Annotated in this window: 17 protein-coding genes; 4 read left to right on the forward strand and 13 right to left on the reverse strand. The window is 67.2% G+C overall.

The window, feature by feature from the left end:
• The first annotated feature begins 53 nt into the window (after positions 1-53).
• The 4 genes from SJI00_RS07805 (at position 54) to SJI00_RS07820 (ending at position 6,019) form a co-directional block, all read left to right on the forward strand.
• A complete protein-coding gene (locus tag SJI00_RS07805; RefSeq protein WP_322461370.1) occupies positions 54-2,525 on the forward strand; it encodes an FtsX-like permease family protein in 2,472 nt (823 codons plus the stop codon).
• Positions 2,515-3,594: a lipocalin-like domain-containing protein gene (locus tag SJI00_RS07810; RefSeq protein WP_322461154.1), complete on the forward strand. Its 1,080-nt coding sequence runs from the start codon at positions 2,515-2,517 to the stop codon at positions 3,592-3,594. The genes SJI00_RS07805 and SJI00_RS07810 overlap by 11 nt, the downstream gene beginning before the upstream one ends.
• Before the next feature lie 271 nt (positions 3,595-3,865).
• Positions 3,866-4,009, forward strand: coding sequence for a hypothetical protein (locus tag SJI00_RS07815; protein WP_322461155.1), 144 nt, complete (start codon positions 3,866-3,868; stop codon positions 4,007-4,009).
• Positions 4,010-4,162: 153 nt separating this feature from the next.
• Positions 4,163-6,019, forward strand: a complete 1,857-nt coding sequence (locus SJI00_RS07820; RefSeq protein ID WP_322461156.1) for a DUF3857 domain-containing transglutaminase family protein — start codon at positions 4,163-4,165, stop codon at positions 6,017-6,019.
• A 51-nt stretch (positions 6,020-6,070) separates the two neighbouring features.
• Here the strand turns inward: SJI00_RS07820 and SJI00_RS07825 are convergent, their stop codons facing one another.
• The 13 genes from SJI00_RS07825 to SJI00_RS07885 all read right to left on the reverse strand — a co-directional run bounded on the left by SJI00_RS07825 (position 6,071) and on the right by SJI00_RS07885 (position 21,606).
• Positions 6,071-7,222 (reverse strand): acyl-CoA dehydrogenase family protein, encoded by a 1,152-nt coding sequence (locus SJI00_RS07825; RefSeq protein ID WP_322461157.1) that lies wholly within the window; start codon positions 7,220-7,222, stop codon positions 6,071-6,073.
• Positions 7,223-7,235: 13 nt separating this feature from the next.
• Positions 7,236-8,306 (reverse strand): enoyl-CoA hydratase/isomerase family protein, encoded by a 1,071-nt coding sequence (locus tag SJI00_RS07830; RefSeq protein ID WP_322461158.1) that lies wholly within the window; start codon positions 8,304-8,306, stop codon positions 7,236-7,238.
• A 267-nt stretch (positions 8,307-8,573) separates the two neighbouring features.
• Positions 8,574-9,341, reverse strand: coding sequence for a ChbG/HpnK family deacetylase (locus tag SJI00_RS07835; RefSeq protein ID WP_322461159.1), 768 nt, complete (start codon positions 9,339-9,341; stop codon positions 8,574-8,576).
• Positions 9,310-10,479 (reverse strand): GNAT family N-acetyltransferase, encoded by a 1,170-nt coding sequence (locus tag SJI00_RS07840; RefSeq protein ID WP_322461160.1) that lies wholly within the window; start codon positions 10,477-10,479, stop codon positions 9,310-9,312. The genes SJI00_RS07835 and SJI00_RS07840 overlap by 32 nt, the downstream gene beginning before the upstream one ends.
• Before the next feature lie 3 nt (positions 10,480-10,482).
• A complete protein-coding gene (locus SJI00_RS07845) occupies positions 10,483-11,169 on the reverse strand; it encodes a GNAT family protein (protein ID WP_322461161.1) in 687 nt (228 codons plus the stop codon).
• Positions 11,170-11,218: 49 nt separating this feature from the next.
• Positions 11,219-13,150: a hypothetical protein gene (locus SJI00_RS07850; protein ID WP_322461162.1), complete on the reverse strand. Its 1,932-nt coding sequence runs from the start codon at positions 13,148-13,150 to the stop codon at positions 11,219-11,221.
• Positions 13,147-14,451: an oligosaccharide flippase family protein gene (locus SJI00_RS07855; RefSeq protein WP_322461163.1), complete on the reverse strand. Its 1,305-nt coding sequence runs from the start codon at positions 14,449-14,451 to the stop codon at positions 13,147-13,149. The genes SJI00_RS07850 and SJI00_RS07855 overlap by 4 nt, the downstream gene beginning before the upstream one ends.
• Entirely contained in the window at positions 14,448-15,458 is a 1,011-nt protein-coding gene (locus tag SJI00_RS07860; protein ID WP_322461164.1) for a polysaccharide deacetylase family protein, read from the reverse strand. Before SJI00_RS07860 ends, SJI00_RS07855 begins: the two co-directional genes overlap by 4 nt.
• A gap of 9 nt (positions 15,459-15,467) precedes the next feature.
• Positions 15,468-16,604: a glycosyltransferase gene (locus SJI00_RS07865; RefSeq protein ID WP_322461165.1), complete on the reverse strand. Its 1,137-nt coding sequence runs from the start codon at positions 16,602-16,604 to the stop codon at positions 15,468-15,470.
• Positions 16,597-17,562, reverse strand: coding sequence for a glycosyltransferase (locus SJI00_RS07870; RefSeq protein ID WP_322461166.1), 966 nt, complete (start codon positions 17,560-17,562; stop codon positions 16,597-16,599). The genes SJI00_RS07865 and SJI00_RS07870 overlap by 8 nt, the downstream gene beginning before the upstream one ends.
• Complete coding sequence (locus tag SJI00_RS07875) at positions 17,559-18,926, reverse strand: O-antigen ligase family protein (protein ID WP_322461167.1); 1,368 nt, start codon at positions 18,924-18,926, stop codon at positions 17,559-17,561. Before SJI00_RS07875 ends, SJI00_RS07870 begins: the two co-directional genes overlap by 4 nt.
• Entirely contained in the window at positions 18,923-20,011 is a 1,089-nt protein-coding gene (locus tag SJI00_RS07880) for a glycosyltransferase family 4 protein (RefSeq protein WP_322461168.1), read from the reverse strand. Before SJI00_RS07880 ends, SJI00_RS07875 begins: the two co-directional genes overlap by 4 nt.
• A complete protein-coding gene (locus tag SJI00_RS07885; RefSeq protein WP_322461169.1) occupies positions 20,008-21,606 on the reverse strand; it encodes a GumC family protein in 1,599 nt (532 codons plus the stop codon). The genes SJI00_RS07880 and SJI00_RS07885 overlap by 4 nt, the downstream gene beginning before the upstream one ends.
• Positions 21,607-21,620 lie beyond the last annotated feature (14 nt).

A 21,620-nucleotide genomic window follows, 5' to 3' on the forward strand; every position in this document is an offset into this window, starting at 1 on the left:
CCATGCTTGCCTCGCTGCCAGCAAATGCCTCGACCTTTGCCGGGCAGGCGCCCATGAGCACCTTGCGCATCACCTTGCACACGTTGCTCAGCCACTGGCGCCGACACCGGTTGCAAGGGGTGAGCATCTTTCTCGGGCTGTGTCTGGCAACCACCTTGTGGACCGGTGTGCAGGCCTTGAATGCCCAGGCGCGCAGCGACTATGCCCGGGCCAGCGCAGTGCTGGTGACGGGCACGCAGGTGCAGGTGCTGGGGCGCGAGCATGAGCATTTCGACCAAGCCCTGTATGTGCGTCTGCGCCTGCTCGGTTGGCCGGTCAGCCCGGTGCTCGAAGGGCGCCTGGCGCTGGCGGGTGACACGGCGCTGAACGTGCGCCTGATCGGTATCGAACCGCTCAGCCTGCCCAGCGGCTTCGCCGTGGCCGGTACCCGCGCCGAAGGCTTCGACCTGCCGGCCTTCGTCAGCCCGCCCGGGCAGGCCTGGATAGGCCCCGATACCCTGCGCCGGCTCGGCGTGCGCGCGGGGGATGTGACCAGCACCCGCGAGGGCCAGCCGTTGCCGCCGTTGCAGGTACAAGAGGGGCTGGCCCCTGGCGTGGTGATCGTCGACATCGGTCAGGCACAACGCCTGTTGCAGGCGCCGGGGCAGGTGTCGCGGCTATTGCTGGAGGGGTCGCCACGGCCGTTGCCGGATGATCTGGCGCGGCAGTTGAGGGTCGTGCCCAGTGAAGATGACGGCGACCTGCAGCGCCTCACCGAGAGCTTCCACCTGAACCTCAGCGCGCTGGGCCTGCTGGCATTCGTGGTCGGCTTGTTCATTGCCCATGCCGCCATCGGCCTTGCGCTGGAACAGCGCCGTGGGTTGATTCGCACGCTGCGCGCCTGTGGCGTCAACCTGCGCACGGTCCTCACGGCATTGGCCATCGAGTTGGGGCTGTTTGCCATGCTGGGCGGCTTGGCGGGGGTGGCTGGCGGCTATGTGTTGGCGGCCCTGCTGCTGCCCGATGTGGCTGCCAGCATGCGCGGGCTGTACGGCGCGCAGGTGGCCGGGCAGTTGAGCCTGGCCCCGGCGTGGTGGGCCAGTGGTGTACTGGTCAGCGTGGCCGGTGCCTTGCTCGCAGGCATCAGTGCGGTGTGGCGTGCGGCGCACCTGCCGCTGCTGGCCTTGGCCCAGGCGCAGGCGTGGCGCGCAGCCCAGGGCCCGTGGCTGCGGCGTCAGGCGTTGGCCGCGCTGGGCTTGGCAGTGGTGGCGGCGGGCTGCTGGGGGTGGGGCCAAGGCTTGCCCAGCGCTTTCACCCTGCTGGCGTGCCTGCTGCTGGCGGCGGCGTTGCTGCTGCCCTTGCTGCTCGACGCCCTGTTGGCAGGCTTGGCGCGCTTATACCGGCGGCCGTTGCCGCAGTGGTTCATCGCTGACAGCCGTCAGCAATTGCCCGCCCTGAGCCTGGCGCTGATGGCGCTGCTGCTGGCCCTGGCCGCCAGCGTTGGGGTGGGCAGCATGACCGAGGGGTTCCGGCGCACCTTCACCGGCTGGCTGGACCAACGGTTGTCTGCCGACCTGTACGTGACCCCACGCGACAGCGAGCAAGCGGCACTCATCGACCGCTGGCTGGCTGATCAGCCGGCCGTCACCGTACGCCTGCCCACTTGGCGCACCGAACTGCGGCTGCAGCAATGGCCCACGCAGGTGCAGGGCGTGGTCGATGCACCGTGGTACCGCACGCACTGGCCGCTGCTGGCGCAGCGCAGCGATGCCTGGGCGCAGCTCGCCGCCGGCCGTGGGGTGATGCTCAGTGAGCAATTGGCAAGGCGCCTGCACGTGGCGCTGGGCGATCGCGTCGAGATGCCGGTGGCCACTGGCAATGGCCATCAGGCGCTGACGGTCGTCGGGCTCTATGCCGACTACGGCAACCCCAAAGGCCATGTACTGGTCAACGATGCCTGGCTGCGCGCCCACGTGCCGCAGGCAAGCCTGAGCGGGATCGCCCTGAACGTGGCGCCAGGGCAGCGCGCCACGTTACAAGCGGCGTTGCACCAGCGCTATGGCCTGGACCCGAGTCGGCTGGTTGACCAGAGCACGTTGAAGGCCTGGTCCACCGAGGTCTTCAGTCGCACCTTCGCCGCCACGGCTGCGCTCAATACCCTGACGCTGGGGATCGCCGGGCTGGCGTTGTTCATCAGCTTGCTGACCCTCGGGCACAGCCGCCTCGGCCAACTGGCGCCGCTGTGGGCGCTAGGGGTGACGCGGCGTGGCCTGATCGGCCTGTCCCTCGGCCAGACCCTGTTGCTGGCCAGCCTCACCGTGCTGCTGGCCATGCCCCTGGGGCTGTTGCTGGCCTGGTGCCTGGTGGCGGTGGTCAATGTGCAGGCCTTCGGCTGGCGTCTGCCGCTGATGGTGTTCCCGGCGCAACTGCTGCAATTGGCCGGGCTCGGCCTGTTCACCAGCCTGGCTGCCAGCGCCTGGCCGCTGTGGCAACTGGCCCGCCGACAACCGGTCGACCTGCTGAGGACCTTCACCCATGAGGCTTGACCGCTGCGCGCTGCTCATTGGCCTGTTGGCCCTGACTGGCTGCGACAAACCCGACCCCACGCCGCGCAGTTACGCAGGCCTCGGCCAGGACGCGGCCGCCTTCGCCCAGGTCAAACGCGGCGTGCCGCTGGTGTTCCCGCGCGACCATGGCGCCCACGATGGCTATCGCATCGAGTGGTGGTACGTCACTGCCAACCTGCGCGATGACCAGGGCCGCGACTGGGGCACGCAGTGGACGCTGTTCCGCTCCGCGCTGCGCCCCGGCGAGGCCGGTGCCGGCTGGAGCAGCGCCAACCTGTGGATGGCCCATGCCGCGCTGACCGGGCCGGGTGGGCACCAGTCCAGCGAGCGCCTGGCCCGCGGTGGCATCGGCCAGGCGGGGGTCGAGGGCGCGCCGTTTCGCGCCTGGATCGACGACTGGTCCTTGGCGGGCGACGCGCAGCTTCGCGGGTTGCGCATGCGCGCCAACGGCGCCGGCTTCGCGTATGACCTGAACCTCACGAGTCAGCGGCCATTGGTGCTGCATGGCGATCAGGGCTACAGCGAAAAGTCCGGCCATGGGCAGGCGTCGTACTACTACAGCCAGCCGTTCTACCGGGTCAGCGGCGTGGTCGAGCGCGATGGCCAACGCGTACCGGTCAGTGGCAATGCCTGGCTCGACCGCGAATGGAGCAGCCAGCCGCTCGCCGCCGGGCAGTCGGGCTGGGACTGGTTTTCCCTGCACCTGGCCAGCGGCGCCAAGCTGATGCTGTTCCAGGTGCGCCAAGAGGACGCGCAGCCCTATCGCGCCGGCACCTGGATCACCGCAGACGGCGTCAGCGAGGCGTTGCAGGAGGAGCAGATTCAGCTCAGCGCGCTGGCCTCGACGCGCCAGCACGACGGCCAGTCAGTGCCGACGCGCTGGCGCGTGCAGGTGCCAGGCAAGCAGCTCGATGTCGAGGTGCAGGCGCTGGAGCCGCAGGCCTGGATGCACACGCGTTTTCCCTACTGGGAAGGCCCGGTGAAGGTGCAGGGCAGCACCAGCGGACGCGGGTATCTGGAGATGACAGGCTATGCGGCGCCGCGCTGAAGGCGTGGGCAGGCTCGGCGCAGAGCAGCCCCAGGGCAGTCAACGCTGACAGGTCATGCGTTTGCCCAGCGCAACGCGTGGGGGCCGGCGCGCCGCTGAAATCAAGGCTGCGGTTAGCACACAGGCAACATTCCGCTCGTCGCTTACCCATGAGCGAGCTTGAAGGTTTCACATAGTCTGGCTAATAGTGGACGCACTGCCAGGGGGAGGCTCAGTCATGCAACAACGATTTGTCATCGTTCCAGCACTGCCGGTTGAAAAGGAATTGTCAATGCGTAAGGCCCGGTCATGGGCGGGCGCGTTCTGTGCGCGCTTCGACCTGTATGACAATCAGGAGAAACAACGCTTGCCGCTGAGCCTGCAGAGCAGGCCTGATGCCGAGGCCGAATGCAGCCGGCGCAACTGCCTGGGCTGATCGGCCTGCTACTTTGCTACCGCGTGCCTATCCACGTGGACCTCCCATCCCTGTGCGATCCTCCGTGATATCAATTCGCCTGCAATTGCCGGTGAAAATGCGTATCATTGCCGACTGGCGCTCTCGCCAAACCGTCGCACGAGAAGGATCTCCATGTTCCCGACGCCCCGTTTTGCCTGCGTGCGCGCAGCATTGGTCTGCGCGCTGCTTTTGTTCATGCCCTCCTGGGCCCACGCCGACGGTACCGACCCCTCCGTCACACTGGAAAAAGACCTGCAGCACTTCACCGTGCAAGCTGACGGCAGCTTCGTGCTGGCGGTCGAGTCGGTGGTGCTGATCAATCAGCCAAGCGCTGTGCAGGCCCGTGCGCAACAGCCCTTGAGCTACAACCGCGCGATGGAAACCCTCGATGTGGTCGAGGCATACACGCTGAAGGCCGATGGCCGCAAAGTCCCAGTCAGCCCCGAGCAGATCCGCGAACAGCAAGAGGCGGCCTCCAGCGAGGCGCCCATGTTTCGGGATGCGCTGAACAAGGTGGTGATCTTCCCCGAAGTGGCGGTCGGTGACCGGTTGGTACTGCGCTACCAGCGCACGCGCAGCACGCCGCTGTTCCCGAACCAGTTCGAAGACCTCAGCGCTGCCGCGATGCACCCCATCGGTGAGTTCAGCATCACCTACGACCTGCCCGAAGGGTTGCCCTTGCATGCCGAAGCACGCGGCTTCAAGGCGGTGGCACCGCACACTGCCAACGGCCGGACGGTCTACCGCTGGGACTATCAAGTCATCGAGCGCGCGCGTATCGAGTCGGGCGCTGTGTCGTACCTGGACCACGGCCAGTACCTGGCGGTATCGACCTTTGCCGGCTTCAAGCAGTTCGCCGAGGCCTACCAGGTCCGCGCGCAGGTCGAGGTCACGCCGGCCATTCGCGAGATGGCTCGGCAACTGACGGCCACGCTGCCCACGGCCCGCGACAAGGTGCTGGTCCTGAGCGACTGGGTGCGTGCCCATATTCGCTATGTGGCGGTGTATGTGGGCGCAGGCGGGGTGGTGCCGCACCCGGCGCAAACCGTGCTCGACAACCGCTACGGCGACTGCAAGGACCATGTTGCGCTGCTCGAAGCACTGCTCAAGGCTGTCGGTATCGACAGCACGCCAGCGCTGGTCAACCTGGGCAATGCCTACACCCTGCCCAGTGTGCCGACCCTGGGTGTGTTCAACCACGTGCTCACCTATGTGCCGAGCCTGGACCTGTACCTTGACTCGACCGACGCCGGCATTGCGGCGGGCTATCTACCGCTAGGGGTGCTCGACAAACCGGTGCTGCTGACCGCCAGCGGTACCCTGGCACGCACCCCGGCCACGCAGATGAGCGAGGCAGAGGGGGAGCTGTCGTTCAAGGTCGACAAGGTCGGCGCAGCGGATTTCCAGCACGACGCCCGCGTGCGCGGTTGGGCCAGCGAGTTTACCCGCTATCACGTCGCCGCACTGAACGCAGGGCAGCGCGAGGCGTTGATCCAGCAGGTGCTGGCAGCCTACGGCCAGCGCGGCAGCGGCGCCTTGAGCGTGGAGCCGCTTCAGGGCGACGGCGTCTTTCGCACCCGTTTTACCGGTCACTCTGAAAACCTCGTCAACCTGCCTGGTCCGGTCGGGGTGATGGCCTTGAGCGCGCTGGGCGGTGGGATCGCCCAGACGGTGTACGGCTTCACCCTCGAGAAGCAGCGCCGCCAAGGGTTCCAGTGTTTTTCCGGCACTACCGTCGAGCGCGCACGCTTCGAGTTCCCGCCCGAGGTCAACGTGCTGGCACTGCCGAAACCGGTGGCCTTGCAAGACCCCAGCCTCGACTACAGCGCCCACTACCGCCGCGAGGGCAACACCGTGCTGATCGAGCGCCGCATGCGTGTGCACCACCCCCGCGCAGTGTGCTCCCCAGAGGATTTCAAACGCCTGCAGCCGGCCATCGACGGCATGGTCCGCGACCTGCAGAGCCAGATCATCGTGCAGTCAAGCTGAGGCGTGCAGCAGGCCGGGAGATGGATCAGCGCTGGCGATCAGCCGAAGCCGCTACAGCGCATAGTGCTTCAACTCCCGCGCAATGAGCAGCCGCTGGATCTCGCTGGAGCCTTCGTAGATCTGGGTGATGCGTGCATCGCGGTAGTAGCGCTCGACCGGGTAATCCTCCAGATAGCCGTAGCCGCCGTGCACCTGGATCGCCATCGAGCACACCCGTTCGGCCATTTCCGAGGCGAACAGCTTGGCTTGCGAGGCTTCTGACAGGCACGGCCTGCCGGCGCTGCGCAGGCGTGCAGCATGGAGGATCAGCAGGCGCGCGGCATTCACCTGCACCTGCATGTCGGCGAGCAGGTTGGCAATGCTCTGGTGTTCGTTGATCGGTTTGCCGAACTGCACCCGCTCGCGGGCATACCCCAGCGCGGCCTCGAAGGCGGCGCGGGCGATACCCAGGGCCTGGGCAGCAATGCCGATGCGTCCGCCTTCGAGGTTGGACAGGGCGATGGCCAGGCCCTTGCCGCGCTCGCCGAGCAGGTTGGCGGCCGGAATGCGGCAGTCGGTCAGGCTCACCGCGCAGGTGTCGCTGGCGCGGATGCCCATCTTGTGTTCGCTGCGCTCGACGCAGAACCCGGGGGTGTCGGTCGGCACCAGAAACGCCGACAAGCCTTTTTTGCCCAGCGCCGGGTCAGTGACGGCAAAGACGATGGCCAGCCCGGCGCGGCGCGCGTTGCTGACGAACTGTTTGGCGCCATTGAGCACCCACTGATCGCCCACCTGCTCGGCGCGGGTGCGCAGGTTGTGCGCCTCGGAGCCGGCCTGCGGCTCGGTCAGGCAGAAGCAACCGATCACCTCGCCGCTGGCCAGGCGCGCTAACCATGCCTGTTGCTGCTGGGTGTTGCCATGGGCGAGCAGCGGGCCACAGCCCACCGAGTTGTGGATGCTCATCAGCGCCCCGGTCGCGCCGTCGGCGGCGGAAATTTCCTCCACGGCCAGGGCATAGGCGACGTAATCGGTGTAACTGCCGCCATGGCTGTCGGGCACCACCATGCCAAGCAGGCCCAGTTCGCCCATCTGGCGTACCACGGCGTCGTCGATCCAGGCGGCCTTTTCCCAGGCCTGGGCGTGTGGCGCGATCTCGTGGCGGGCGAATTCGCGGGCCATGTCACGGATCATGATCTGTTCGTCATTCAGCTCGAGGTCTTGCATGGGCAGCTCCGGTTCACAGGCCGTCGAAGAAGCGATTGACCTGCGCGGGGGTCACCTCGCGGGGGGTGAGCGGATTCCAGCGCGGTTGCTTGTCCTTGTCGATCAGCAGTGCACGTACCCCCTCGACCAGGTCGCCGTGCTCGAACCACTGCCGGTCCACGTGCAGCTCCTGGGCGAAACACTGCTCCAGGTTCAAGCCGCGGCCGCGCCGCAGCATCTGCAAGGTCACCGCCATGGCGAGCGGCGAACGGGTCTCGAGCAGGTCGGCGGTGGCCAGCGCCCAGGCGTGGCTGTCACCGAGGTTGACAGCGCGCAGCTGCTCGATGATCGCGGGCAGGTCGGGCTGGCTGAAATAGTGATCGATGGCCGGGCGCAGCGCGGCCAGGGGGGCGCTTGCGAGCATCTGCTGGCCGAGGCCCGCGAGCAGGCTTTGCAGGTCCTTGAGCGGGTAGGGCCCGAACCGCAGGCAGTCGAGGCCGGCGTCGAACGCGCTCAGCGCAGCGCTGGGCAGGTACCAGTTGGCCAGGCCGCAGTACAGCGCGTCGGCGGCCTGGATGTGCTTGCCGGTCACCCCCAGGTACACCCCCAGCTCACCCGGCACGCGGGAGAGAAAATAGCTGGCGCCAACGTCGGGGAAATAACCAATACCCACCTCTGGCATGGCCAGCCGGCTGCGTTCGGTGACCACGCGCAGGTCACAGCCTTGCGCCAGGCCCATGCCGCCGCCGAGGGTAAAACCGTCCATCAGCACCACCACCGGCTTGGGGTAGCGGTGCAGGCACAGGTCGAGCGCATATTCCTCTTCGAAGAACACCTCGCACAGGGTGCTGCCGGCGTGATAGCTGTCGTACAACGCGCGGATGTCGCCGCCTGCGCAAAAACCCTTGGGCCCTTCGCCACGCAACACCACGGCCTTGACCTGGTCATCGTCACGCCAGGTGTCGAGCTGGCGTTGCAGGCTGCGGACCATGCCCAGGGTCAGGGCATTGAGGCCTTCGGGGCGGTTCAGGGTGAGGTGGCCGGTGTGGTTGCGAACCGTCGCCAGCACGTGGCTGGCCTCTCGTGTTCGAGCCTGTGCAGTCATCGCGATGTCCTTGCGTTGTTGATGGATTTCCAGGGAGCGGCGCCACTGTGTCACGAGCGTGGCCGATGCTGGCACTGGCCAGCGGGGCGGACAACGGGCAAATCTGCAACACACACCTGCATTTTTGCCCTGCGGGTGTCTGGCCGCCTCAAACGTGTGACAGCAGCGGGGAGGGGAATGTTTAGCTCGATAGGGCGCGGCGAAAACGCTGGGGCTCCATGACCGATGGGCCGTGAGAGGCGCCAGCGTCGGTCTGAACGCACAACCTCAATCCATCTGACACCGCCTGTACCCCACCCGCGGCGTATCTGCCAGGTACTGATCGATCAACGACTGCAACGATTCCCCCCGCGCCAGGTAGGCATCGCCAAAATCCTTGCTGCCCAGCGCGCTGGGGTGCACCACCACCTCCAGCACGCCGCTGCGCGGCGCCAGCCCGGCTTTGAGGTCGGCCGGAGTACAGACGTGGTCGGCCGTGGCCCCACACAGCTGACGCAGGCGTTTGTTCAGCGCCGTCTTGAACAGCCATTTCAACGGACCGATGTTCAGCCCGATATTGCGCGCCAGGCGCACCGGCACCCCGTGATCGCGGGCAAAACGCGCGAGCAGGTCGCCAATCGGCCAGATGTTGTGCACGTGCTGGTGCGAATCCAGATGGCTCGGCACCACGCCATGGGCCACGCAGCGCGCCCATTGCGCCGCCAGTTCTTCGATGACGGCTTGCCGTTCGCGGCGGCGCAGGAACAGGCTGTACGGCTTCAAGCGCAGCGCGAAGTGCCCGGAAGCATTGCAGAACCGCGGCTCGCGCAGAATGGCCTGGCTCAGCGGGCGGCCATGGGTGAGGTTGAAATGCAGGCCGATGTGGCCCTTGAGCGCACCGTGCTGGCTCATGGCACAGGCCCCGGCAAAGCCGGGCATGTTGGCCATGATGGTTGCCGAACTGAGCAAGCGCGCCTGGAATCCGCGCAGGATGATGGCGTTGGTGCGGGCGCTCAGGCCGAAATCATCCGCGTTGACGATGGCCTTCGTTGGCATGGGCATGCTCCTGTGTGGTGTGAGCCGCTTCGCTGGCGGCAGGCGTGGCGCGTTTGCGCACCAAGGGCTTGAGCCAGTGCCAACCGCGCAAGGCAAGCCCCAGGGTGAAGCCACTGGGCCGCCAGCTGAAGCAGCTCAAGCGCCAGTGTTCGATGAAACCGGTGTGGCGTTCGTGCAACTGGTGGCTGGAATTGTCCAGGCTGACCCGCGAGGCATCGACCCACTCCCAGCCGCTGTCCAGCCCCCAGTGAATCACTGACTCCAGCAGCACACGGCCGCTGCCCAGGTCGCGGTAGGCCGGCAGGAAGGCCAGGTTGTAATCATAGAAGCGCCCACGCTCCAGCAGGCCCAGCCGGTAGCTGATGCAGCGCCCGTCCAGCTCCAGCAGGACCAGGCACACCAGGCCCTGGCCAGCGAGGTCGGTAAAGCCTTGGTACATCCATTGGCGACGCTGGGACCCGGAAAAGATGCCCACTGCGTCGTCACCTTTCCAGCTGGCCGTTTCCACTGCGCTGACCGCATCGAGTAGCGCTGTGATAGTGGCCGCATCGGCCAGCACGCGCCGTTCGACGGCGCCGCAGGCGGCGATGCGTTTGCGCGCGCGGCGCAGCTTGTAGCGCGGGTCGCCGCTGATTTCCTGGCGGTCGGCGGCGCTGATGCGGTGTACCGGCACCCGGCAGCTCAGGCGCTGCTCGAAGGTCGAACTGCGCCGCGCCCAGCAGTTCAACCACGGGTCACTGGCCACCGCCGACGGCACTTCGCTCAGTTGCAGCAGCGCATGTGGCAGGTGCCGGCGAATGCTGCGCAGCACCTGGCCGGCGGCATCCACCGGTAGCTCGATGAGCAGGGCGATGCGGTCGCTCAGTGGATAGCCGAGGTGGCGTACCACCGCCACGCGCAACGGCCCGAAGCGCTCGCGGCTGCGCACCAGCGGCAGGCACAGGCGCAACTCCCCGTGCTCGTAACCCATGAGCACCGCCAGTTGCTGCCCCGGCAACAGCGCCTGCTCGGCGGCGCGCAGCCAGCCCAGGTGGTTGAACGGGGTGCTGCCGGCCAGGCGCTGACGCAGTGCCTCGTAGGCCTGGGCAGGAAAGCTCGCCTCGCTCAGCGAGTGGCACCAGCGCAGTTCGACGGCCATGCGTCAGGCCGCCGCGGCTGAAGGCGCCGCGGCCTTGCGCAGCGGCGCCAGGCGCGAACCGCTGTAGCGGGTTTCGCGAAACAGCTTCCAGCGCCCGAACAGGTGATGGATGTGTACCACTCGACCTTGCTCGTGATAGCCCATGCGCAGGTGCAGACGCAGCGCAGGGATGTTGTGGGATTCACACACGTCCACCACCTTCACGAAACCTTGCGCGGTCATTTCCTGGAACATCCGCAGTTGGGCATCCGTGGAGATCTGCGTGCCCCAATAGCGGCGCGCCGATTCGCCGCCGAACTGAAAATACTCACCAGGCTGCACCGCAAACCAGCAGCCGTAGTAGTGCCGGTCGTGATAGTCGCGGGTGCTGGCCCAGAGGAACACGCAGCAGTCGTCGCGCTCGTCGAGCCACATCAGCCCCGTGTGGCCCTCGGCCGCCAGATCGCGCATGGTCTGAATGCGGTCACCGAAATACCGCGCAAAGGCCTGCACGTTGTGCACGTTGATACGCTCCATGCGCAGCGGTGGGTAAGCTTTGAGCTGGTGCGGCGGCGGCGGGGTGACCAGGTCGCGCTCCATCCACAGCAGCTCCTCGTGGCGGTAGACGAAGCGGCGAATGACGCCGTTGAACGTTCCGCGCAGGCCTTTGCGCTTGAAATACTGCTGCAGGGTGCTCAGTGCATGGTTCATGGTGCCTCCTGTCTGGGGCAGGTTGAGTACGGGGTCAGGACGCGGGTCATCAGTGGGCACTCCAGGTCAGGGCGAACAACGTCTGCCCGGGTAGCGAGAAGCGCACGTGACCGTCGTTGCAGGTGAGCGCAGCGGCGCGCGATCGCTGATCGGCGCCGTACAGCTGTAATCGGGCAGCACCGCAGGCGTTGGCCAGACCCGCCACGGTGACCTGTTGGGTACGGGTGGCTTTGTTCACCCCGAGCAGGCTGCGCTGCGGGCCATCGGCCATGGCCAGGGCATCGACCTCGAAGGCGTCGTTGTCCAGCGCCAGCACGTGGCGCCGCCAGTGCTGCTGGATGAAGCGGTGGGTCAGTGCCACGGGTTTGGGTGTGAAGCGCCGCTCGCCGTCGCGCACCTCGATCATGCCTTTGGGCCAGCCTTCTTCATCGCCCAGGTGGAACCAGTTGAGCATGTCCAGCAGGCCGTCGGCCGAGGCGTTGATCGCCACCGAGGCCCACCACAGACCGGCGTATTGGGTGTCCTGGTCGTAGGGGCTGAGGCTCGAACCGCTGGAAATATTGGTCTGGTCGATCAGCAGCGCCTTGCGTGGCCGGCCCTCGGCGTCCAGCCCCACCAGCTCGGCCGCCTGGCGCACGTGGGCGCGGTAGATGCGCGTGGCCAGCAGGTCGCGGACCATCCATTGGTGCCAGGCCAGCGCGTCGATCTGCTCAGCGTGCCGGGCCAGCAGGCGCCGCGCCCAGTCCAGGCCGATGCGCTCGGCGCTGTGTTCGCTCATCGGACCGTTGACCAGGTTGGAGCTGGCCGGCATGGCGATGCGCACCCCGGCCTCACGTGTGCCGGGCACGCGCCGCACGTGGGCCAGCATGGCCTCGAAGTAGCGCGCATAGCTGTCGAAGTCGGGGTAGTTGAGGTTCGGCTCGTCGGTGAAGGCCAGGTAATGCAGCGCCTTGCCGCCCAGCTCGCGGGTGGTCCTGAGCCAGTCATCGAGGCCGGCGAAGGTGGTGCGGTCCAGCGCCAGCACCGCGCGGCGCTCGGTGGCAGACAGCAGGGTGAGGTCTTGGGCGATGGGGTAGCGGCCCAGGTAGAAGCGGCGAAAATCAGCTTCATAGCCGGGCTTTCGTTGTAGCACGTCGACGAAGCTGTACCCGCCGGTGGCGCGCGGTTGCAACCCATCGATGGCGGCATGGCTGGCCGGCGGCGGCATTTGATAAGGCACGCTCACGCCCAGGCTGGGCGTGTGGCCGAGCCGGGCCTGGCCGACGTTCAGCATGACTTGGCCGTCAGCCAGCGCCAGCGACCCGAGATGGTCTTCGCGGCGGGCGAACAGGTTGGCCGTGCCGTCCAGCCAGAACGCCGCCTTGCCCTGGCCGTGCAGGCGCAGGCGGAAGGTCTGCGCGTGGTCGACGACCGGTAGTGCCAGGCGGTCGAACTGCCAATAGGCCGCATGCGGCTTGAGCACCAGGTCCAGCCGCTGCCCATCGCCCAGGCGCTCGACCTGCAACGCTCGCACGCCGCCGTGGTACTTGCCGGCCAGGGTCGCCTGCTCGCCGGCGGCGACGCGAAAGTACAGCACGGTATTGGCCGGGGCCTGCAGGCTGAAATGCACCTTGGCCGGGGCGAACTGGGTGCGCGTGCTGGCATCGCTGCTGATGCGGTAGCGACGAAAGCTGTAGCCCGGCACGTCCAGCTGATAGGCGTGCGCACTGGCCGCCAAGGGCCAGCGTTGCTCTCCGCAGGTCTGCTCAGGGAGGATGTGCCGCTCGCCTTGCAGCTGGCCATGGCCATCGAGCAGGTACAGGTATTCCTCGTTGGCGTCGGCCTGCCAGGCGGGTTGCCAGGTGATGGCGATGGTGTCCGGCTGGGTCGGCTGCAGGTACAGGCTGCCATCGCGGATATCGCCCCAGCTCAACGGCGTGGCCTGCGCAGCACCGGCCAACAGCGCGCCGGCCAGCAGCAGTGCCGGGACGCCGCGATTCATGCCGCACCCCGTTGCAGCATCTGCAGCAGCGGACGCACATCGCTGGGCAGAATCACCAGCGTGCTCCAGACCGACACACCGCTGAGCCGGCAGTACAGCGTCAGCATCATGACCGCTACGCTGAAGTACGCTACCGACGAGCTGATGGCCGCGCCGAGAATGCCATAGTGCGGAATCAACAGCAGGCTCAGCACCAGGTTCATTACCGCGCCGATACCCATGATCCACGACACGCTGCCAGGGCGCTGCTTGCCGAGCAGGTCCAGGCGCAGGATGCTCACGTGGCTCATGCCGAGCAGCCCTGGCAACAGGCCGAGCAGCGCGGGATAAGCCGCTTGGTACTCGGCGCCGAACAGCGTGACGATCAGCCATTCACCGATCACCGCCATGCTCAGGCAGGCAAGGAACATGATGGTCGAGGTCAGGCGCAGGGCCAGCGGGGTCAGCCGGCTCATTTCCTTTTCCTGTTGCAGCAGGCGCTTCATCAGCGGCGTGGTCACCGCCTCCGGCACGATGAACAGCAGCTCGGCCGCGGCGGTGGCCATGGCGTAATGGCCCAGCTGCGCGCTGCCGAGCATGGCGCTGATCAGCAGGTAGTCGCCGCGCAGCATGGCCTGGCGAAACAGCACGTCGGGGTGGCTCTTGGCGCTGTAGCTGAGCAGTTCGCGCTGGCCGTTGCGGTCCCAGCGCAGGGCGATGTGGTGATCGCGGCCCAGCCAGTAGAGACCCAGGCTGGCGAACAGCCCCAGCCCGCACAGCCAGCTGATCACCGCCGCATCCAGGGCGTTATCGCGCCACATGAAGAACAGCCCGGCGAACAGCAGCAGTGGCACCAGCGATTCGAGCAGGCGCAGGGCGTTGTAGGTGCCGGTGGCGCCCGAGGCGTTGTGCAGGGTCAGGAGCGCCACCTTGAGCACCGACAGCGGCACGGCCGCCAGCAACAGCCAGACCAGCAAACCCAGTTGCTCGGTGGCTTCCAGATGCGTGCCCAGTTCGCGCGCCAGGACGATGCACAGCAGCGTCAGCAGGGTCGCCAGCAGGCAGCCATAGACCAGCACTTGGGTCAGCAGCAGGCCCATGTTGCGCTGTTTGGCCGCCTGGTAGCCAAGGGCGGTGTTCAGGCCGCCGCTGGTGAAAGCGCTGATCAGGTCGGGCAGGGTATTGAGCAGGGCGAACACGCCGCGCTCGCTGGGCCCGAGAATCCGTGCCAGGAGCACGTTGCGCATCAGCCGCAACACCAGCATGGCGACGTTGGTGCCCATGCTCAGGACCATGTGCCGCAGGTAACCATTGCGCTTCATGCGCGTGCCCCGCGGCTGATGCGCCAGGCCAGCAAGCCAGGCTGGCGGGCGCTGCGTTGGCTGACGCCGATGCGCGGCAGGGCCAGCGGGTCGTCGCCGCTCTTGTACACCGCCGCGCGCGTGCTGAGCGCGAACGGGTAGTGGTGTGAGGCGACGTGTTGGCGCACCCGCGCATCGTGGTCGCCGTTGGGGTAGCAGTACACCGGCAGCGGTTGCAGGCAGCCACGCTGCAGGGCATTGGCGCTGCGCCCCAGCTCGGCGTCGAGTGCCTCGTCGTCCAGCTCGGGCAGCAGCGCATGGCTAGCGCCGTGGGGGCCGAAGGTGATCAGCCCGGAGACTTCCATCTGCCGAACTTGATGCCAATTCAGGGCCTGCGGCAGCGATTCCTGCGGGCAGGCCTCGGTGAGTTGGCGCAGGCTGTGCGCCGGCAGCGCCTTGAGGCTTTGCAGGTAATGCGCCAGGGCCAGGCTGCGCAAGCGGTCGGGTGCGTGCTCGAGGACCTGTGCAGGCACCGGGTGGCCGTGTTCACGCAGGCGCTCGAGCAGCGGCGCAATGGCCGCCTGGCCATGGCTGCCCCATAACGTTTCACCCAGGCTTTCCCACCAGAAACACTGGCGGCTGCCGATGTAGTCGGTGGACAGGAAGATGCTCGCCGGCACCTGATGGTGCTTGAGCAGCGGCAGGGCGTGCAGCGCGTTGTCACGCCAGCCGTCGTCGAAGGTCAGTGCCACCTGCGGGCGCTGCCCGCTGCGCGGCTGGCGCTGCTGTTCGAGCAGGGTCATCAGCGGCACGCAATCGAAGTGCTGACGCAACCAGTGCAGCAGCCGGTCAAAGGCCTCGGGGCCCACGCACAGCTCGTTGCGGTGCGCCAGCTCGGCACTGGCGTCGTCGGCCAGCACCCGGTGCAGCATCAGGATGACCCCACCGCCGCGCAGCTGCCGACGGCCGACGGGGGAATTGAGGTACAGCCAACCGCTGGCGCGTTTAAGATCGTTCTTGATCGACATGGCGGGTATTCACCGGGTTTGATTGGGGGTCCATTGGTTGTAGCCATGCCCGCGCAGGAACTGCCACAGGCCCAGGCTCATGCCGGCCACCGTGACCAGAACGAAGGCGGCCAAGCGGAACGGCCTGGGCAAACGCCGCTGCGCATCCAGCAAGCCGACCACCGCCACGCCGTAGCCCAGCCCTTGGGCAACCAGCGCCACGCCATAGAAGCTGGCCTGCTCGAGCAGCAGCAGGTTGCTCAGCAGCAGCGGCAGCAACAGCACCGGTGCCAGGCGGCGGATCAGCTTGTGGCTGATCAGGGCCAACGCATACAGGCCATGACGGCGCGGATCGAGCAGTTCGCGGCGCGCCTTGAGACTGATCAGCCCGCCCACGGTGACGCGCTGGCGCCGGCTGAACTGGCGTTCGGCTTCATCGGTGCCGAAGTCGTAGGCGCGGGCATGGTCGACATAGGCCACGCGCAGGCCAGCGACCGGCGCGCAGGTACTGATGAAGAAGTCGTCGTTGACCCGCGGTGGAATCGCTTGGTACAGCGCCCGGCGCAGCGCCTGCAGGGCGCCGTCGGCCGAGACGCAGCAGCCGGCGCGGTTCTCCAGCCCGCGCAGCCAGGCTTCCTGGCGCCGGTACAGCGCCTCGCCGTAGCTCATGCCCTTGCCGGTCAGGGGAATGACCATGTTGCCGCCGCTGGCGCCTACGCCAGGGTCGGCGAAGGGCGCGATCAGCGCCGCGAAGGTGCCGTCGAGCCACTGCACGTCGGCGTCGGTGAACACCAGAATGTCGCCGGTGCAGTGGGTCACGGCGCTGTTGAGGGTGGCGTTCTTGCCTTGGCGCGGCAGGTCGAGCACGACCACGCGTGGGTCATCCAGGCGGCGCGCCAAGGCCACGGTGTCATCGCTGGAACCATCGCTGGCAACCACGATCTGCAGGCTGGCCAGCGTCACCTGCTGCTCCAGCAGGTTGCGCAGCTTGGCTTCGATGTGGCGTTGTTCGTTGTGCGCCGCCACGACCACACTGACGTGCAGCGGTGGGCCGCTCAGCACGGGCGGGCGCGGCAGCCAAGGGCTGATCAGCGCCAGCAGCAGGGGGTAACCCAGCCAGGCGAACAAGGGCAGCAGCAAGCAGGTCCAGAAGATCAATTCAGCCACGGGCGGGTCTCCTTGACGGGCGATTGAGCAGGCTCAATACCAGGGCCGCACCGGCCAGGCGCAAGCGCACCCAGTGCAGGCCCCACAGTTGCAGGGTGAACAGCAGGTCGCGGTGGCGCAGGCTCTGCCGGGCGCTCAGGCCCAGCGCCGGCAGGGCGCCGACCAGTAGCAGCAGCAACGCCAGCGGCACCTGGCCATAGCTCAGGGCCAGCAGGGCGGCAACATCCACCGCCCAGGCGCCCAGCGACAGCAGCGGGAAGCGCAGCAGGCGCAGGCTACGGCCGTGGTTGCGCAGCAGGTGCAGGTGGCTGCCCTGGCGCCACAGCTCCTTGCCCAGCCATTCCCCCCAGCGCCCCTCGAAGCCCCAGTGCAGTGCCACCGGGTCGCGCACGGCCAGCAGACGCGCGCCGGCCTGGGTCAGGCGCCAGGTGAGGTCCTTGTCTTCGCCGGTGGTGAGCTGTTCGTTGAAGCCGCCGACCCGCGCGAACCAGCTCCGCGGCATCAGCAGATTGGGCGTGGGCAGCCACTGCGCGCGGTGCTGTACGGCGCCGGTGCGCAGCGTGCGGCGTTGCCAGGCGCGGGCGTACCAGGGCGCGGCCGCCGGAGTGTCGCAGTCCAGTGCAAACACGTCGGCGCGCTGCTCGCCATGCAGCCGCAGCAGCTGCGCCAGCCACTGCGCCGGCACTTCGATGTCGGCGTCGAGAAAGGCCAGCCAGTGGCCGTTGCCAAGGGCGGCGCCGCGATTGCGCAGGGCGCCGATGGTCAGGCCCGGCAAGCTCAGCACCTGCGCGCCGAACTGGCGGGCAATGGCCGGGCCGTCATCGGTCGAGCCGTTGTCGACCACGATGAGCTCGCAGGCCAGCCCCGCACGGGCCGCCGCCCGCTGCGCCGAGGCGAGGGTGCGGGCGATGTGCCGGGCTTCGTTGAACATGGGAATGACGATGCTCACCTGGCTCATGCGGCACGCTCCAGGCGAGGCTGTTCGGCCTGCAGGCGCAGCACGCTGGACAGTGCCAGCATGATCCACAGGTACTTGTGGTTGGACGCGCTGAGGAAGACCAGGAACAGGCCGATGGCGAGCATGCTCATGGTCAGGTGGGTCAGCAGGTCGGCGCGCGACTGCTGCCCGGCGTGCAGCCACAGCCGCCGCGCCACCCACAGGTTGCGCAGGGCCAGGGCGATCATGGCGCAGAACAGCAGCCCGGCCGGAATGCCGAGTTCACTGAACAGCTCCAGGTAGGTGTTGTGCGCCTGGCGGTAGAAGTTCGAGGCCTTGGCGTTGGGCGCGAACCCATTGGCGTAGCCGGTGGTGGCGTAGTGCAGCGGGAAGGTGCCGGGGCCTGCGCCCAGCAGCGGGTTGCTGCGGATCAAGCCGCTGCCAACGACGATGTACGAGGCGCGGCGGCCGAGGGACTCGTCCTTGTTGCCGCTGGCGCCGGATTTGAGCAGCACCAGCGACTCGATGCGCTGCACATAGCTGGCCGGCATCACGGCCACGGTGGTGGGCAGCAAGATCGCCAGGCCGAGCAGGGCGAAACCCAAGTGGCGTGGGCGGATGCGGGTGAGCCAGGTGCGGTAGTGCACCAACGCAATGCCCAAGCTGATCAGCAACACCACCAGGCCCGAGCGCGATTCGGTTTTGGTCATGCCCACCAGCAACAGGCCCAGACAGCCCAGCCACAGCAGCCGTTGCAAGGCGCCGCGGCTGTGCAGCAGGGCCCACAGTGCCAGTGGCACGGCGAAGGCGATCAGCAACGCGAACACGTTGGCGTCCTCGAGCAGGCCCAGGGCGCGGCCGCGCTCCTGGAATCTCGCGGAAAACACGGCCAGGCCACAGGTCACCGCCACGCTCAGGCTGACGACCTTGCACAACAGGCTGAGGTCCAGTTCGCGGCCCACCAGCAGGGTGATGGCGAACAATAAGAAGCCCACGGCCATCATGCGCAGGTGCGCCATCGACACCCCGGTGTCGTCGCTCACCAGCAGGCTCAGCAGGTACAGCCCCAGAAACGGCAGCAACAGCCGCCATTGGTTGCTGCGCAGCCGCTCGGCGGCGCGTTGGCCGACCATCAGCTGCAGCACCAGCACCAGCGCCAGCGATGCCCCGATCAGTTTGGCGCCCGTCAGTTCGCTGTCCTTGAACAGGCCCTCGAAGGGCACCAGCGCCACGATCGCGAGCAAGCCCCAGGCCGGCTTGCGGTACAGCACCAACAGCCCGGCCAGGCCCACCACGGTGCCGGGCGCCAGGTACGGCCAGGGGCTGGCGAGCAGGCCCACGCTGAGCAGGCCCAACAGGCTGATCAACGACAGAGGCAGGATCATGGGGAGGTCTCCAGGGTCGCATCCAGGTACACCCGCGCCCAGTGCTGGGCCAGGCTCGGCAGATGGTGGTGCTGGCGTTGGCGCTGCCGGGCCTGGGCGCTGAGCTCGGCGGCTTGGGCCGGGTCGAGCAGCAGCGCTTCGAGGTGGCCGGCGAGCTCGGCCACAGCCAGCGGCGCGGCCAGCAGGCCGCTGCGACCGTGCTCGATCACATCCGGGATGCCGCCCACGGCAAAAGCCACCACCGGCACCCGCTGCTGCATGGCTTCGAGCAGGATCATCGGCGTACCCTCGGTGCGCGAGCTGATCACCAGGGCGTCGAGCTGGTTCATCCAGCCGGCCATGTCGACTTGAAAGCCCACCAGGGCAATACGCTCGCCCAGGCCGGCGGCCTCGATGCGTGCCTGCAAGGCCACGCGCTGCGGGCCATCGCCGATCATCACCGCAGTGAGTCGGGGCTGGCGCGCACACAGTGGAATCAGCGTGTCGAGAAACAGGTCCGGGCCTTTTTCCGCGCTCAGACGCCCCACATAGCCCACCCGCCACTGCGTGCCACTGCGTTCACGGGCCGCGCCTGGGGCCGCCTCCGGCAAGCCATTGGGAATCACCGCCAGCTTGCTGCGGCGCACCCCGGCGGCCTGCAGCAGCGCCGCGATGCTGCGCGCCACGCACACCACCTGGTCGACCACCGCGGTGCGGCACAACTGCACCGTCAGCCAGGCGTACAGCCGCTGTTTGCGGCTGCTGGGGGTAAAGCCGTGCTGCGTGCTGACCAGCGCCAGGCGCCAGATCGCTGCCGCCAGCCACGCCACCAGCAAACCGCGAAAGTTGTGGCTGTTGAGCAACGGCCGCTGGCTGCGGCGCTCGCCGATGAAGGCCAGCGCCGCGGCCAGCCCTGGGCGGTTGCTGCAGCGCACGCCGGCGCTGCGAAAGCGCGCCAGCAGCTCGCTCGGCGCGCCGAGGAACAGCACCTGATGCTGCCCCGGCGCGCTCAGGCAGTGGTCCAGGAGCATGCGCTCGGCGCCATAGAAACCACCGCTGCCAAGCAGGTGCAGCACCGGGCGGGCGAGGGCGGCGGGGCTGTTCAATTGCGCACCCAATGCACCAGGCGCGGCAGCGACCAGCGGCGGTAGGGGTTGGCCAGTGTCGGGGTCTGGTCGTTGAGCACCAGCAGTACCGGCAGGTCGAGCTGCTGGGTAAGCTGCGCCGGGTGCTTGAAGCGGCGGTCGAAGAACTCGCGCATGTACACCAGCGCCACGGCCAGCAGCAGACCGGTGAGCAGGCCGAACGGAATGATCAGACCGGGTTTCGGGAAGGCCGGTTCGGTCGGCTCGTAGGGCGCGCTGAGAATCCGCGCATTGGATTGATCGCCGTTGAGCTGACGCTCGCCACGGCTTTCTTCATAGCGCTGGGTGTAGGTGAAGAAGGCCTTGTGCAACGCTTCGATCTCGGTGTCGAGCTGGCGCGACTGGCTCTGCGTCTGTTGCAGTTGATGCACGCGGGTCTTGTACTCGGCGATGCGTTGGGTTTTCTGTTCGATCACGCCCTGGATCACCGCCAGGTCTTTCTCGCGCTCCTGCACACGGTTGGCCACCACTTTGAGGAACTGCTGGCGGGTCTTGCCGATCTGCTCGCGCTGCAAGAGCATCTGTTCGCTGTCGGCCTGGAACACCGAGAGATCGTTGCCGTAGGTCAGCACCTGGTTGGTCAACTGGTCGCCCAGCAGCTTGACCTCACGGTCCTCGAAGCTCACGCCCTCATTGTTGTTGCCGCTGGTGAAGGTGTAGGGGAAGGCGTAGTCACGCAGGTTGGCGCTGCGCGCCGTGGCCAGGCTGGTCTTGAGGTAGGCCAGCCACTGGCTGCCTTGCAGCAGGCGGTCGCCGTACTGGTTCAGCGCCTGCTCTTCGGTATTGATCGCGTTGAGGCGGAAGGTGATTTCCTCGCGCGGATCAGCCGAGCCGATGTGTTCCAGCATGCCCAGACGGCGTTGCTCCAGGTCGCTGATGCGGGTCTGGTAGTGCTGTTTCTTCTGCTCGTAGAACGTCTCGGGCAGCTCGTTCGACTGCAGGTCCTGGCGGTTGCGCAGGTAATTGTCGAGCAGGCGCTGGACGAACAGGGTGCCCAGCGCAGGGTCAGGCGATGCGTAGTTCACCGATACCACGTTGGAGCCGGGCAAGGTCTCGACCTTCAGGTGCTTGATGGCATCCTCGGTGAGGGCGTCGAGCGGGTTGTCGCGCACCGGGTCGACGTCTAGCCCCACCCAACTGCGCAGCGGGTTGATCACCCGTTCGCGCAGAGGGTGGATCACCCCTTCACGCAGCGGCGTCAGCACAAATCGGTTGAGCAGGCTGGGCGGGATGTTATAGCGGCCCTCATCGCGCAGCTGGGTGATGGTTTCGCGGATCAGCGTTGGCGAGCGCAGGATATTGCTCTCGGTTTCCATGTCCGAAAGGGTCGGCGGCACGAACTTGTCGCTTTCCTGGGACAGTGAGCTGTTGCTGTCGCTTTGCGAGAGTTTCTTCGACTGCACGATCACTTCGGCGTTGATCTCGAAGGTCTGCTTGAGCAGCAGCGGCAGCAGCAGCGCCGTCAGCGCAAAGAGCAGAAACACCCGCTTGACCATCTGCCGGTTGGCGAAAAGCACCCGGAAGAACTCATGCACATAGTTTTCTTTACTGTTCATGTCGAGGTCCCGGA

The sequence above is a fragment of the Pseudomonas gebzensis genome, from assembly GCF_034427815.1.
Taxonomy (GTDB): Bacteria; Pseudomonadota; Gammaproteobacteria; order Pseudomonadales; family Pseudomonadaceae; genus Aquipseudomonas.

Coding starts and splice junctions, on each gene's coding strand:
- SJI00_RS07885 (WP_322461169.1), bottom strand. CDS start 21,606: ATGAACAGTAAAGAAAACTATGTGCATGAGTTCTTCCGGGTGCTTTTC.
- SJI00_RS07805 (WP_322461370.1), top strand. CDS start 54: ATGAGCACCTTGCGCATCACCTTGCACACGTTGCTCAGCCACTGGCGC.
- SJI00_RS07860 (WP_322461164.1), bottom strand. CDS start 15,458: ATGTCGATCAAGAACGATCTTAAACGCGCCAGCGGTTGGCTGTACCTC.
- SJI00_RS07830 (WP_322461158.1), bottom strand. CDS start 8,306: ATGACTGCACAGGCTCGAACACGAGAGGCCAGCCACGTGCTGGCGACG.
- SJI00_RS07845 (WP_322461161.1), bottom strand. CDS start 11,169: ATGAACCATGCACTGAGCACCCTGCAGCAGTATTTCAAGCGCAAAGGC.
- SJI00_RS07820 (WP_322461156.1), top strand. CDS start 4,163: ATGTTCCCGACGCCCCGTTTTGCCTGCGTGCGCGCAGCATTGGTCTGC.
- SJI00_RS07870 (WP_322461166.1), bottom strand. CDS start 17,562: ATGAGCCAGGTGAGCATCGTCATTCCCATGTTCAACGAAGCCCGGCAC.
- SJI00_RS07815 (WP_322461155.1), top strand. CDS start 3,866: ATGCGTAAGGCCCGGTCATGGGCGGGCGCGTTCTGTGCGCGCTTCGAC.
- SJI00_RS07840 (WP_322461160.1), bottom strand. CDS start 10,479: ATGGCCGTCGAACTGCGCTGGTGCCACTCGCTGAGCGAGGCGAGCTTT.
- SJI00_RS07835 (WP_322461159.1), bottom strand. CDS start 9,341: ATGCCAACGAAGGCCATCGTCAACGCGGATGATTTCGGCCTGAGCGCC.
- SJI00_RS07850 (WP_322461162.1), bottom strand. CDS start 13,150: ATGAATCGCGGCGTCCCGGCACTGCTGCTGGCCGGCGCGCTGTTGGCC.
- SJI00_RS07825 (WP_322461157.1), bottom strand. CDS start 7,222: ATGCAAGACCTCGAGCTGAATGACGAACAGATCATGATCCGTGACATG.
- SJI00_RS07810 (WP_322461154.1), top strand. CDS start 2,515: ATGAGGCTTGACCGCTGCGCGCTGCTCATTGGCCTGTTGGCCCTGACT.
- SJI00_RS07875 (WP_322461167.1), bottom strand. CDS start 18,926: ATGATCCTGCCTCTGTCGTTGATCAGCCTGTTGGGCCTGCTCAGCGTG.
- SJI00_RS07855 (WP_322461163.1), bottom strand. CDS start 14,451: ATGAAGCGCAATGGTTACCTGCGGCACATGGTCCTGAGCATGGGCACC.